The organism is Methylotuvimicrobium sp. KM2, assembly GCF_038051925.1.
Lineage (GTDB): Bacteria > Pseudomonadota > Gammaproteobacteria > Methylococcales > Methylomonadaceae > Methylotuvimicrobium.
On the sequence record NZ_CP150634.1, the window covers coordinates 1261956 to 1276743 of the forward strand.

At 49.5% G+C, this 14788-nt stretch carries 9 protein-coding genes; 6 read left to right on the top strand and 3 right to left on the bottom strand.

Translation table 11 applies throughout. From position 1 onward, the window contains the following. Positions 1-584: 584 nt before the first annotated feature. Positions 585-989 carry a hypothetical protein gene (locus tag WJM45_RS05595; protein WP_341327988.1) on the bottom strand — a complete coding sequence of 135 codons (405 nt, stop codon included), beginning with the start codon at positions 987-989 and terminating at the stop codon, positions 585-587. A 162-nt stretch (positions 990-1151) separates the two neighbouring features. Between WJM45_RS05595 and WJM45_RS05600 the strand changes: the two genes are divergently transcribed. Next, positions 1152-2135, top strand: a complete 984-nt coding sequence (locus WJM45_RS05600) for a hydrolase (RefSeq protein WP_341327989.1) — start codon at positions 1152-1154, stop codon at positions 2133-2135. Positions 2136-2338: 203 nt separating this feature from the next. Here WJM45_RS05600 and WJM45_RS05605 read toward each other — a convergent pair whose 3' ends face one another. Further along, on the bottom strand, positions 2339-4237 hold the full coding sequence (locus WJM45_RS05605) for an IS1634 family transposase (RefSeq protein ID WP_341325412.1): 1899 nt from the start codon (positions 4235-4237) through the stop codon (positions 2339-2341). 371 nt (positions 4238-4608) lie between these two features. On the opposite strand from WJM45_RS05605, the gene gloB reads away from it, so the two are divergent. Next, a complete protein-coding gene (gene gloB, locus WJM45_RS05610) occupies positions 4609-5373 on the top strand; it encodes a hydroxyacylglutathione hydrolase (protein WP_341327990.1) in 765 nt (254 codons plus the stop codon). An 8-nt stretch (positions 5374-5381) separates the two neighbouring features. Here the strand turns inward: gloB and WJM45_RS05615 are convergent, their stop codons facing one another. Then, entirely contained in the window at positions 5382-5972 is a 591-nt protein-coding gene (locus WJM45_RS05615) for a Uma2 family endonuclease (RefSeq protein ID WP_341327991.1), read from the bottom strand. A gap of 165 nt (positions 5973-6137) precedes the next feature. On the opposite strand from WJM45_RS05615, the gene WJM45_RS05620 reads away from it, so the two are divergent. The 4 genes from WJM45_RS05620 to WJM45_RS05635 all read left to right on the top strand — a co-directional run bounded on the left by WJM45_RS05620 (position 6138) and on the right by WJM45_RS05635 (position 13814). Then, positions 6138-7148, top strand: a complete 1011-nt coding sequence (locus tag WJM45_RS05620) for an isocitrate/isopropylmalate family dehydrogenase (protein WP_341327992.1) — start codon at positions 6138-6140, stop codon at positions 7146-7148. A gap of 459 nt (positions 7149-7607) precedes the next feature. Beyond that, positions 7608-10178 (top strand): bifunctional aconitate hydratase 2/2-methylisocitrate dehydratase, encoded by a 2571-nt coding sequence (gene acnB, locus WJM45_RS05625; RefSeq protein WP_341327993.1) that lies wholly within the window; start codon positions 7608-7610, stop codon positions 10176-10178. 194 nt (positions 10179-10372) lie between these two features. Then, positions 10373-11680, top strand: coding sequence for a citrate synthase (locus WJM45_RS05630; protein ID WP_341327994.1), 1308 nt, complete (start codon positions 10373-10375; stop codon positions 11678-11680). An 862-nt stretch (positions 11681-12542) separates the two neighbouring features. Next, the gene (locus tag WJM45_RS05635) at positions 12543-13814 is read left to right on the top strand and encodes a sulfite exporter TauE/SafE family protein (RefSeq protein WP_341327995.1); all 1272 of its coding nucleotides are present in this window, start codon (positions 12543-12545) and stop codon (positions 13812-13814) included. Positions 13815-14788: the final 974 nt, after the last annotated feature.

The window sequence follows — 14788 nt, forward strand, 5'->3', positions numbered from 1 at the left end:
CCTTGGCCGAAGCAAGCCGAAACGTTGGGGACGTGTTAAATAAGGCTATGTTCGCGTTAGCAGTTGAAACGGTTCACTTCCCTACTAAATAAACCACTTAGGAAATAGTCAATGATTGCTTTCCAATACTCTGAGCGTGGAAGAGGGTACGATTACTCGCTTGACAGGACGCCGTGAATACGTCCATGTAGGCTTGACGGCAGCTCCCTGCTGCCGACACCTGTCAATCGAGCAACCGTACCCTCCTTTCAACCATTGGCGCGATATTGAAAAAAGGAAAGTTATACCTTTCGCACTTCAAAATTCGGCAGTGCCTTAGGAGGCACCGGGGTGCCCGGCCCCTCACCTAGCGTTAGGTGAGGGCTGGCATGGAGCTGGCATAGAGCCTACATGGACGTATTCACGGCGTCCTTTGGCGGGCCACCCCGGTGCCGAATTTTGATCTCCGATAGGTTTATTCAGAGTTGTATCCTTGGGTTTTATGTTGGCTTTAAATTCATAAAGTATCAGCTATTAACGCGGACATAGCCTTAAATAACTCGTCCCTCAGGAGTTACTGGCCTAACTTATTTCATGCCCGTTACTTAGCGATTATCGCAAACGTGACGGCTTGAGGTTTCCGGGTCGTCATAATCTTCGGATTCGGTGACTATTTTAGGTAACATATCTGCCATGCCTTCTCCGCATTTTTTCATCGCCTGAATAACCGGGTCGCTTGCCATCTCACGGGCAAAGGCCATTGCTTTGCTTTGCGCTTGGTCTCGATTGCCGGCGCGGCACAGTGCCGTTATTTCGGCATCGATCGATTGGCCGCGTTCGGAAAGCCGTTCCATCGCTGAAGGATCAATTTGGCCGAAACATTCCTGCATCTTAAGGCCCTGTTGCATCATTTGCTGCATTTGCGCTTCGGTCATATTACCGAATTGAGCATGGCTCGATATCGGCAAGAATGCGAATGCCGCAAGATATATTCGTGTTTTTTTTGTCATGGCATAGCCTTGTTGAGTTTTGCGTTACGATGGAAAAACATAGTCATGGATCGGAGTTTAGTCAAAATAAAGATCTTTGTGCTTCGGGATGATTTTGCAGAAATCGATGATAATATAACTGCAATCAAATTCGGTATTTGACCGCTTTATATTCTTGATTTCATGACCTATCGATCTCCTTGGTGGCTAAAGACCGCCCATTTGCAAACCGTATATCCGGCTTTGTGCAGAAAGCCCGCAATAAATTTAAACATTAGACGTGAGAGGCTTAGGACTCCGGACAACGATTTTATCGATATCGATTTTTGCGGAGAAGGCCGTAGTCCATTAGTCATACTGTTACACGGACTGACCGGAAGTTCTCAATCCGGTTATATAAAGGGATTGCAGACCGTTTTTCGGCAACAAGGTTGGCGAAGTGCTGCGCTTAATTTTCGCGGTTGTAGCGGCGAGCCGAATCAATTGGCTCGTTGTTATCATTCAGGCGATACCGAGGACATCGATTTCCTCTATCGAATCCTTCGCCAACGTGAGCCGGAGACGTCTTTGGCTGCAGTCGGATTCTCGTTGGGCGGTAATGTTTTGCTAAAATGGTTGGGCGAACAGGGTAGTAACGTGACGCTCTCGGCAGCGGTTGCCGTATCAGTGCCATTGGTCTTGAATATTTGCGCGACAAAATTAGATAGCGGATTTTCCAAAATTTATCGCGACCGCTTATTGTTGGAGTTGAAGGAATATCTCGACACTAAGCTCAACTATTTGGTGGGCATTGGGCGTCATGAAGAGGCCGACAAAATTCAACGCTTGGGCGATTTATCCTCGGTAAAATCGTTTTGGCAATATGACGACCGGGTTGTGGCCAGGCTGCATGGATTCGAGGATGTTCATGATTATTACCGGCGTTCGAGTTCGAGGCAATATCTTAAAGCTATCCGGGTGCCGACCTTATTGATTCAAGCATTCGACGATCCTTTCATGACGCCGGCCGTGTTGCCTACTCCTGACGAATTATCTCCGAATGTGATCTTGGAAGTCACTCCAGGAGGAGGGCATGTTGGCTTTGTGGAAGGTCGTAACCCTCTAAAACCTAAGTATTGGCTTGAGCGGCGCATTCCGCGTTTTATAGCCGAACAAGGTTTCTCTTAGAATTTGGTTGCCAATAAGTTTCCTATTTTGAAGTTGGGGTAACAGAGCCCTCGACATCGCTCAAAGCTCAAATTTATCGTGAAATCCTGATTAACTTAGCCCATGTTTGACACCTAACTTTAAAACTCTTTATGAATCAATATTTTATTGGATCATAAATGACCGTAAGGCACTACATAGGCGTTTTTTAAGCGTAATTCGATCTATAGTAGAGTTTTTTGTACACCTCCAGGAAGCGGGTCAAGGCCCAATGTGTGGTAAATCCGTGCTAATTCCGCTTCCGGTTGTGTGCTTTTGCGGATGTGCAGAATACCGCCGTCGGCGCGCCGGAAGGAGGCGGTGACGCGCTGCTGAACGGACAAGATGTCGCGCAGTGTGGACCAGCGGTCGTGAATGCCGTGTTCTTTCAGTTGCCGGCGGATGATTTGCACGAACTGATAGGCCAGGACGGTGATGAACAAATGGCCGTCGACGCGGACTTCTTTGTGATGGTAGACCGGACGAAGCCCGAGTTCGGATTTAAGGCTACGAAACACCGCTTCCAGGTCGGTGAGCATGATATAGGTGCGCCACAGTTTTTCAGCATCCCATTGCGTTTCGTTACTGCGGAGGCAATAGACGCCGGGATGGCTCAGGCGGCTGCCGGCTTTGGGCTGTTTCGACCAGGTCAGGCCGATGACTTTTTCGCCGGTCTCATCCGGGGTCAGTTCGATCGTGTAATGCTGGCCGATACCGTGGTATTTTTCTTGGAGCCGACCGATGCGCTGTTGCAGTTTGTCGAGGCGCTTTTCGGCGCGAGGCTTGTGGAGGCCGTCGGCGATTTTTTGTAATCCGGCTTCGAAGCGCTCGCACAGGTGTTGATTGATGCCGCGCTCTTTTTGTTCGCGCTGTTCGGAGTAGCAATACAAGCGCACTTCTTGGTGTTCGCTGTCGTCGATGCGCTGGATGTGGACGGCGGAGCCGGCGGCGGTTTCGATCGGGATCGCGGTGTCGGCTTCGAATTGCCGAGCGCGTTCGCGGCTGACGACCAGATAGCGGTAACCGTGTTCGCGCAGCCAGGTGAGATTGGCTTCCGTGGCGATGCCTGCGTCCATGACCACCAAGGCGCCGGGTGGTGCACCGAGGTCTTTGAGCATCTCGGCCAAGGTCTTGCCTTCCGAGGCATTGCCGTCGAAGGTCTGGGAACGGCGGACGAAGCCGCTGCCATCGAGCACCAAGCCCAGCGTGACCAGTGGACAGTCGCGGCGCTTTTCTTTGGAGCGGCCCCGTTGCGCTTTCGGATTGGCGGCCGCCGTGCCTTCGAAGTAGGTATTGGTCAAGTCGTATAAGGTAACCGTGGTCTCGAAACCGAACAGATCGTGCACCCGGTTGAACAGCGTGCGTTCGATGACGTCCCGGTGCTTCATCAAAGCGTCTGAAGCCCGATACAACGTGATCGGCTTCATGCGTTCGAAATCGACGTCCAACAGCTCGCCCAAACCGCTGCGCTGACCTAGCCAACGGTGCGTGGCGGCCTCAGAAGCCGGCGCTGCCATGCGCCCGATGATCGAACCCACGACCGCCGCCCGTATCGGCCCGGAGAGACCCAGTCCCATCAGCAGCGAGGTAAAATTGACCAAGTCCATCGCCGCCAAACCGACCTGCTCGACACCGATCGAACGGGGCCTCGCTAATTCCAGCGAGTTCGCATCAATGGTATATATTTCAGCGGGAGTCCGGGACTCCGGTGGCTCCGACGAGACCGATTCCGAAGCCGCCTGTGCGGCTTCATTGACGACACTCATGGCTGGGGTCGGGATCAACGAAAGCCTCACGAGCAATGGCGCGCTTTCCGCCAACAAGCGCGCGGCGATATGTTCCGCGGCCAAGGCCACCGTCTGAGGTAAGTCCGGATCGAATAAACTCGTTTGCAACGATAACAACTCCAGGACACGGCGACATAAGGCCGGCCAAAAAGTGGGCTGGATCGAAAAATGCCGGCCTAGATTCAGCAGTGTGACCTGTTTAACTTTTTGACCGATGCGTTCGGAATGAACCAGTCGATAAGTCTCATGAGGTTCGCCGGTGGCTCTGCAGCGGGTTTGAGTGCGTCGAATAAACATGCCGTCAACTTAGCGCAAACCGCGAGGCGGCGCAAGATGCCTAAGGCATTTTATGGCACTACATTAGCCATTTTCGAGGAAGTCGATTTTTATAGCCCAATGATATCAATTAGTTAAAAAATTAATAATTTTTGCGAATGATAGATATTTACTAGAAAATGTTAAAGGTGGGTTAGGATTTCGTGATAAATAACCTCCTGGAGCTATGAGCTTTGTTGAGGGTTCGGTAACTCGCTTGACAGGACGCCGTGAATACGTCCGTGTAGGCTTGACGGCGGCTTTCCCTGCCGCCGACACCTGCCAATCGAGCTACCGAACCCTCCATAAAACAGGGAAGTTATTTACGACCAAATCCTTAGAGGTTGATACCCATGTTGAAGGTTATTCAAATCCCGGTCTTGAACGACAATTATATCTACCTGGCAAAAGACGTTGAGTCCGGATTAACGGCAGCGGTCGATCCTGCTGTTGCTGGACCAGTGCTGGATGCCATGGCCGAACAGGGTTGGCGGCTCGATTTTATCCTAAACACGCATCATCATGGCGATCATGTCGGCGGGAACCGCGAGCTCAAGAAACAGACCGGGTGCCGGATTGTCGGTGCGAAAGCGGATAAACACCGCATTCCGGGCATCGATATCGAATTGTCAGACGGCGGTCATTTTCGTTTAGGAAACACCGTTTTCCAAATTATCGAAACGCCGGGTCATACTTTGGGTCATATCGTTTATTATTCGGCCGAGGACGGTATTTTGTTTTGCGGCGATACCTTGTTTGCGATGGGCTGCGGGCGTTTGTTCGAAGGCACCGCCGAACAAATGTGGCGTTCCTTGCAAAAGTTAAGAGCATTGCCTTCCTCGACACGCGTTTATTGCGCACACGAATATACGTTGAATAACGGCCGTTTTGCATTGACTGTCGAACCCGATAATACCGCGTTGCAGCAAAGAATGGCCGAGGTTCGTCGTTTGAGAGAGTCGGATCAACCGACCGTTCCTTTTTCGATTGAAGAGGAAGTAGCGACCAATCCTTTTTTTAGAGCGGATGTCGAAGCTTTGAAGGCGGCTATCGCAATGGAAACACGACAGCCCCTGGCTGTATTTACGGAATTGAGATCGAGAAAAGACGTGTTTTGACGCCTGGATCAGTATTCAGTCGGTAAGCGTGCCGCCAATTCGTCCCACGCTATGACGACTTCCGGCAAGCTCCTCGATGATGTAGCCCCTTGCAATTCGAATATTTCCGGTTTTCCATATTTAGCGTCGCATAATAGGTAAATGGTCAATATTCGGTCGACCGGGTGCACGAGCCAATATTCTTTGACGCCAGAGCGTTCGTATAGGCTTAATTTTCGGATTTGGTCGTGGCCGGCAGTGGACGGCGACAAGACTTCGATGATCCAGTCCGGCGCCCCGAGTACGCCGCGGCGATCCAATTTGGCTGTATCGCACACGACGAACACGTCCGGTTGCACGACAGTGTCGATACGCTCGTCGGCTTCTTCATGTTTCGGCAAACGCACATCGACCGGTGCGATGAAGGGCCGGCACGTTTTACCTCTTAACGCCAAGCGAAGTTGAAAATAGAGCTCTCCGGCAATATCCTGATGAGCCAAATCAGGCGCAGGCGCCATCATAAACGCCTCGCCGTCGATTAACTCGTAGCGTTGCTCCGTTTGCCAATTGACATAATCGGCATAACTAAAGTGATCGGATTTCTTTATTGCTAAGTTCATCGGCTTTTTGTTGAAGGCAGGTTGAGTCCGGCTGTCGATTATATGGTCTTTCGTAGCGTAAATGCCGGATTTCGGAATATCCGTTTTTAGTAAGTACCCGGCTTGATGTATAGTTATACCTCAAAATCTTCTCATTACTGTGATTTTTTTAAATGGAGATAACAAATGCATAATGTCACTTTGATCAAAGGTGATGGTATCGGTCCTTCCATTATGGACCAAGCGGTTAAAATCATCGATGCTTCGGGCGCCAAAATTCATTGGGAAGAAGCCGATGCCGGCATGGCCGCGTTTAATAAATTCGGAACACCGATTCCCGATGCGACACTCGAGTCGATCGATAGAAACCGAGTAGCTTTTAAGGGCCCTCTGACAACAGCGGTCAGCGAAGGCTTTAGAAGCATCAATGTCGAATTACGTAAGAAATACGATCTTTATGCGAATGTGCGTCCGGCGAAAAGTTGGGCCGGCGTTCAGACCCGTTATAGCGATATCGATATCGTGATCGTTAGGGAAAATACCGAAGGACTGTATGCCGGGCTCGAGCATTATCTCACCAGCAAAAGAGACATAGCCGAAAGTCTGGCCGTGGTAACCCGTCAGGGTTCCGAGCGTATCATCGACTATGCATTCAAATACGCGCGGGACAATAACCGCAAGAAAGTTACGGTCTGTCATAAAGCCAATATTTTGAAATACACGCAAGGCCTATTCTTGGAAACGGCAAAGGAAGTCGCCACGCGTTATCCCGATATCGAATTCGATAGCAAGATCATCGATGCAACCTGCATGCACATGGTCATGAATCCGCAGCAATTCGATGTCGTCGTCACTACGAATATGTTTGGCGACATTTTGTCCGATTTGACCGCCGGCTTGGTAGGCGGTCTCGGTTTGATTCCTGGTGCGAACATTGGTGCCGATGCAGCCTTGTTCGAAGCGGTTCACGGCAGCGCGCCGGATATTGCCGACAAGAATATTGCCAATCCGACGGCCGTGATCATGGCAGGAGTCATGATGTTGGATCACTTACATGAACATGAGGCGGCTAACAAAGTGAAAACGGCTTTGGAGAAAGTCATTGCCGAAGGCAAATATGTGACACCTGACCTGAATCCCAATGCCGGTGTCGGCACCGATGTCATGGGTCAGGCGATCATCGACGCGATGGCGTAAAAACCTTTTCAAAAGATTCGCACTAAGGATTCCGTGATAAATAACGTTCTGGAACTATGAGCTTTGTTGAGGGTTCGGTAACTCGCTTGGCAGGCCCAGCACCTAAATTACATAGGTCTTTGGCAATGAATCAAAATCATGGCTTATTTAGGTGCTGGATGAATTATCCAAGATAGCTAACCATAGCCAATGGGCTATGGAATTTAGGTGCTGGGCGAATGCGGATTTTGCAGGAGCAAAAATCTGCCCTGCCACCGACAACTGCCAATCAAACAACCGAACACTCCTTAAGATTAAGGAGGTTATTTACGGCCAAATCCTAAATCATTTAAGAGCCGGGTTGTTTAATGCAAAACCCGGCTTGGATAGGTCATAGCTAGGGGAGTCTTTAATGAACGATCGACTTGATTTGGCCAAACCGTCCGACTCATCTGAATTAACTGAATTTGAGGGTTCACTATGTTGCAAGAATACCGTAAACATGTCGAGGAACGATCTGCCGAAGGCGTCGTTCCCAAACCGTTGAATGCCGAGCAAGTATCTAGCCTTGTTGAATTGATCAAAAATCCACCTGCCGGTGAAGAGGGTTTTTTGCTGGATCTATTGATCAACCGGATTCCAGCCGGCGTTGACGAAGCGGCCTATGTCAAGGCCGGATTGTTGACGGCTATTGCGAAAGGTGAGGCGACGTCACCGATATTAACCAGGGAAAAAGCTGTTGAACTACTGGGCACGATGCTCGGCGGCTACAATGTCGCGCCGTTGATCGAATTGCTCGATAACGCCGAGCTGGCGCCGATTGCCGCAAAAGGGCTTTCGCATACCCTATTGGTCTTCGATGCCTTCCACGATGTCAAGGAAAAAGCCGATGCCGGTAATGCCTTCGCGAAACAGGTCTTGAATTCTTGGGCAGAAGCCGAATGGTTCACGAGCAAACCCGAAGTTCCCGAAAAACTGACCGTGACCGTGTTCAAGGTCGTCGGAGAAACCAATACCGACGATCTGTCGCCGGCGCCCGATGCTTGGTCGCGTCCGGACATTCCTCTGCATGCGAAGGCAATGCTGAAAATGCCGCGCGAAGGCATCAACAACGCCGAACGGCAAATCGAGGAGCTGAAGCAAAAAGGCTTTCCGGTCGCCTATGTCGGCGATGTCGTGGGTACCGGATCGTCGCGCAAATCGGCGACGAACTCGGTGTTATGGTTTACCGGCCGAGACATTCCTTACGTGCCGAACAAGCGCGAAGGCGGCGTTTGTATCGGCGGTAAAATCGCTCCGATCTTTTTCAACACGATGGAAGACTCCGGTGCGTTGCCGTTCGAATGCGACGTCAGCGGCATGAACATGGGCGATGTGATCGACATCTATCCTTATCAAGGAGTGGTTAAACGACATGAGAGTGACGAGGTCATTGCCGAGTTTTCATTGAAAACCGATGTGATCCTCGACGAAGTTCGGGCGGGCGGTCGGATTCCTTTGATCATTGGTCGCGGCTTGACCGATCGGGCGCGTAAGGCTTTGGACCTGCCGCCATCGACTGTATTCAAACGCCCGGTCGATCCTGCCGATTCGGGCAAAGGCTTTACGCTCGCGCAAAAAATCGTCGGCAAGGCTTGCGGCGTCCAAGGTATCCGTCCGGGTACCTACTGCGAGCCGCATATGACGACGGTCGGCTCGCAAGATACGACTGGGCCAATGACGCGAGACGAATTGAAAGATTTAGCTTGTCTCGGTTTTTCGGCCGATTTGGTCATGCAGTCGTTTTGTCATACCGCGGCCTATCCGAAACCGGTCGATGTCGAAATGCAGCATACCTTGCCCGATTTCATCATGAATCGCGGCGGAGTTTCATTGCGGCCCGGCGACGGCATTATTCATTCCTGGCTGAACCGGATGTTATTGCCCGATACGGTCGGAACCGGTGGCGATTCGCATACGCGTTTCCCGATCGGTATTTCATTCCCGGCCGGCTCCGGGCTGGTCGCTTTCGCGGCGGCGACCGGCGTGATGCCGCTCGATATGCCGGAGTCGGTGCTGGTGCGTTTTACCGGAAAAATGCAGCCCGGCATCACGCTACGCGATCTGGTCAACGCGATTCCGTATGCAGCGATACAAAAAGGCTTGTTGACGGTTGAAAAGAAAGGCAAGAAAAATGTTTTTTCGGGGCGGATTCTCGAAATCGAGGGTTTGCCTGATTTGAAAGTCGAGCAGGCGTTCGAACTGTCGGACGCATCGGCCGAACGATCCGCCGGCGGTTGCACGATTCGCCTGGGCGAAGCGCCGATCCGCGAATATCTGAATTCGAATATCACGTTGCTTAAATGGATGTTGTCGGAAGGCTACGGCGATGCGCGTACAATTAGTCGCCGCATCAAGGCGATGGAAGAGTGGCTGGCAAATCCCGTGTTGCTCGAACCCGATGCCGATGCCGAATATTTCGAAACGATCGAAATCGACATGTCCGAAATCAAGGAACCGCTGCTCGCATGTCCGAACGATCCGGACGATGTCAAGCCGTTATCGGAAGTCGCTGGAACTCCAATCGATGAGGTCTTCGTCGGTTCGTGCATGACCAATATCGGCCATTTCCGCGCAGCCGGCAAATTGCTCGAAAAACACAAGGAACAATTGCCCACGAAATTGTGGATGTCTCCGCCGACCAAGATGGATCAGTCGCAACTGACCGAGGAAGGATATTACGGTATCTTCGGTCGCTCCGGTGCACGAATGGAAATGCCAGGCTGTTCGTTATGCATGGGTAATCAGGCTAGGGTCGCCGACAATGCGACTGTCGTATCGACATCGACTCGGAACTTCCCGAACCGCTTGGGTAACGGTGCCAATGTATTTCTGGCATCGGCCGAATTAGCGGCAGTATGTTCGATTCTCGGCAAGATTCCGACTATGGATGAGTACATGCAATACGCGCAAACGATCGATGAAACTGCGGATGATACCTATCGGTACTTGAATTTCGATAGGCTTGACAGCTACCGGGAAAAAGCTGAATCGGTTGAATTGAGCGATTAAGGATTTGGTCTAAAATTACTTCCTCTAAATGGTTTCCACGCCCCGCGAGGGGGCTCGAGTAGGGACGCTCCGGCGTCCCGAATCGGTCTGCGATTTCAGCGCACGGGTTTCTCCTTGGCTCGACATTTATGTCGAGCTTTTATCCTCACAGATTCTTTGTTAAAACCGACAAGGAAAATTAACAGGCGATCATCATGTCAAAAGATACCTTAACAATTACAGACAATTCGACCGGAAAGGAAGTCGAATATCCATTGCTGAAAGGTACCCTCGGAAACCCTACCGTCGATGTTAGGGCGCTGAAAAACGATCTGGGTTATTTTACGTTCGATCCCGGTTTTGTATCCACTGCAAGTTGTAAAAGTGCAATTACTTACATCGATGGAGAACAAGGCATTTTGTTGTATCGCGGGTATCCCATTGAGGAATTGGCTGAAAACTGCAGCTTTTTGGAAGTGGCTTATCTATTGATTCATGGTGAATTGCCGAACGAGCAAGAACTTAATCATTTTAAATTCGAGATTGACGACAGGGCCGTATTACACGAATCTCTGCGCGTTTTTTTCGACGGATTTCATTACGATGCCCATCCCATGGCGATGATGGTCGGTGTCGTCGGTTCGTTATCGGCATTCTATCATAGTGATTTGGATATTTCCGATCCGGATAATCGCTACATTTGCGCGACCCGAATGATTGCAAAGATTCCCGCCATTGCCGCGGCTTGTTACAGGCATTCAATTGGCGCGCCGTTCGTTTATCCCCGTGTCGATTTGGATTATTGTGAAAATTTTTTGAATATGATGTTCTCGCGTCCGGAAAAACGTTTTTTGGAACAAGCGCGAGCGATTGATGAAACTGCTGTCAAGGCATTGAATCTATTGTTTATTTTGCATGCCGATCATGAGCAAAACGCGAGTACTTCTACTGTTCGACTGGCCGGAAGTACAGGCGCTAATCCTTATGCCTGTATCGCGGCCGGTATTGCCGCATTGTGGGGACCCGCGCATGGTGGCGCGAATGAGGCGGTGTTGAGCATGCTTAAGGAAATCGGTACGGTGGAGCGGATACCGGAATATATCGCCAAGGCTAAGGATAAGGATGATCCGTTCCGCTTGATGGGCTTCGGTCACCGTGTTTATAAAAATTTCGATCCCCGCGCGACGATTATTCGTCAAACCTGTCATGATGTGTTGAGAAAGTCTTGCCAGCCCGACCCGCTTTTCGATTTGGCGATGGCATTGGAAGAATATGCCTTGCAAGACGATTATTTCATCGAGAAAAAACTCTATCCCAATGTCGATTTTTATTCCGGCATCATCTACAAAGCGCTAGGTATTCCAGTCGATATGTTCACCGTGATGTTCGCGATAGCACGCACTGCCGGATGGGTCGCGCATTGGCTGGAAATGACCGGAGATACCGGAAATGTTATTGGACGACCGAGGCAATTATATATCGGTCCTTCGCAGAGAGAAGTTATGCCTTTACATAGACGTTAGATTTTTTCTTGTCGTTGGTAAAGGATTTTAGCGGGCATTGTCGAGCCATGAGTGACTTAACCCATGTTTTGATGGGCTTGGGAGAAAATTAAGTCTGTTCATTCGTCTGGCCTAAGGATTTCTTGATAAATGCCCAACATAGATCACAATTCGGCACCGGGGTGGTGCCCGTCAAAGACCCAACACCTAAAGCTACTCCCTTTTGATTGAAAAACCGTCTAAGAATAAAAAGGCATGGGATATGTCTATCGAGGACCGCCGTGAACCCAGCACCTAAATTATCCAATATAGTTAACCATAGCCAATGGGCTATGGAATTTAGGTGCTGGAGATTTAGGTGCTGGGTGAATACGTCCATGTAGGCTCTATGCCAGCTCCATGCTTGCCCCCCACCTAACGCTAGGTGAGGGGCCGAGCACCCCGGCGCCTCCTAAGACACTGCCGAAATTTGAAGTGCGAAAGGTATATAAAGATTATCGGCGCATGCACGGTAATTGCGGCGCTCTTGTGTTCTCGAGTGATGGTAAATAGCAGGCATGGGAATTGCTTTAATAATGCTTGGGAAAACTGCCTGAAATCCATTTTAATTAAGAGGATCCTTTTAATCCTGAATTCGGCAGTTTAACCATGAAGCACATGAAGTTCATGAAGGATTCCAAGAACTTACCAAATCCTTCTCGCTAACCTTTTTGGTGAGCGAAAGTTCTATACAAACGCGTAATAAGCTATTGAATTAACTTCCTATTCTTCATGATCTTCATGGTGAAATGCTTTTTCTAGGTTTAATTGAAATAAGCGTCTAAACAAGGCGTGGATTCGATTCTCACGATTAATACCAATTTATTCAAGTCAACAAAGGCTCATGAGCGCTACAAACGAAGTTCCCGCAAAACACTCGGTCATCACCGCAGCAAAAAAAATTCTCTACATAATCATTGCTTTGTCGGGCATCGGCCTCATTTTATGGTTGGATAGCTGGTTCATGAATCACGCCGACATGCCGAAGCTTGGTAGAGATATGAGTTATGGCTTGTTGTTTATCGTCGGCTTTCTCACCAGCTTTCATTGTGTCGGCATGTGCGGCCCGTTGATCATCGGTTACACGGCTAAAAGCACCGCGAAAGGACACAAGGCGCACGGGGCGCATATTCTATATGGGATAGGTAAAACGTTGTCGTATACCTCGATCGGCGCTTTGTTCGGCGCGTTCGGAGCGGTTGTCACCTTTACGCCTTATACGCAGGGAGCGGTCGGCGTCGCTGCCGGGATTTTTTTGATATTGTTCGGATTGCATATGCTGGGTTGGTTTCCGTCATTGAGTCACTTTCGTATCAAAACTCCCGGTTTTGTCATGCGTTTTATCGGCAAGGAATACCGCAAACACAGTAATCCATTCATCATCGGCCTGTTGAACGGCTTGATGATTATCTGCGGTCCCTTGCAAGCGATGTATGTCATGGCGGCCGGCACCGGCAGCTGGACCGAAGGCGCGGTATTGCTGTTTTTTTTCGGCCTCGGCACGCTGCCGTTGTTGATGGGATTCGGCTTTCTAACCAGTCTATTGTCGGTGAATTTGACGCCGAAATTATTGAAGGCCTCCGGCGCGATTGTGATGGTCTTGGGTGCGGTCATGTTGAATCGGGGCTTGGCGGTCACCGGTACCGGCATGGATTTCAATACGATGCTGGCACGGGCGTCGCTGCATTTTTCACCGGTCGTTGCCGAGACTCAAGAATTTCCCTCCGAACAGATTATTCATATGGATGTGTTAAGAAGCGGTTATTCGCCGAATCAATTTACCTTGCGCAAAGGCATTCCGGTCAAATGGGTAATCGACAGTAAGGAGTTGACGCCATGCAACAACGCGATCGTCGTGCCTCAATACGGATTGAAAATCAAGCTGCAGCAAGGCGAGCAAACGATTGAGTTTACGCCGCCGGAAAGCGGGGTGGTGCCGTGGAGTTGTTGGATGGGCATGATCCCCGGAGCTTTTATCGTCGTGGATCAAACCGCTACGACAGAAGAAGCCGGCCGAGGAAAGGTGACGGGAATTTATGAGTCGGTGCGTCAAAAAATGACTTCGGTTTGGCATGAAGTCAAACAAATGTTTCAAGACGACGGGCAAAGCCAATAGTTGGGCGAAATGGCATCTAATCCCTTTTTACTGAAGTATCGTTCAACGTTGTTGGGTATGGGGGTATGCCTATCGATGAACGCCGTAAGCCCATCCGTGGGGCTTGGCGGCGGCTCGATCGCCAGGGATGGCGTGAATGCAGATTTTGCATGGAGCAAAAATCTGCCCTGCCGCCGACATCCTCGCTAGGCATACCCCACATCTTATGCGCTTTTTCGGTAAAAGGGAGTCATAAAGATTCAACGTTGCAGTTTTTGCAGGGAGGTCATTGCTTCGAAGTGTGCGAAATGACCCAAACTGTGTTAAATGACCTAAAAGTATGTGAAATGCCTTATCGGATGGTTTTGTCTCGCGCGGATAAACTTCAATGTTAAAAGTTTAATCACTGTTGTATTAAAAATCGTTCAGCATGAATCCAAGATGAGATTTAAGACCTTGCGCCGCTGATAAGCTAGTAGAAGAGAGCCTTTATTGCGGTTTTCGAGCATGTGGTACGGATAGTGCTTTAATAAAATCCGACAATCTTTTTATTTGACCATCATCAAGTCATTCAATTACCAATCTGTAATGCGCTTATCTTTTAATAATCCGATTCAGACTCAATTCAATACGAGTCAAGGGTCTTTTCAGTAAACGATTGTTTATTTTTTCATTTTCCGAAATGAGAGGCTTTGGTAGCAGGCGCTTTCTGTCGTGTTCGTCGACAAACAAAGTCAGTCGAATTGGGTTCGTAATATTTGGATCGGAAATCACTTTTCTCATTTTATTCGCATAATCTTAAATTCGGCAGTTAAACCATGAAGCACATGAAGTTCATGAAGGATTTCAAGAAATTACCTAAATCTTCTCGCTAACCTTTTTGGTGAGCGAAAGCTTGATTCATACGCGTAATAAGTTATTGAATTAACTTTCTATTCTTCATGATCTTCATGGTGAAATGCTTTTTCTAGGATAATCGGCTAATTAACTTCGTT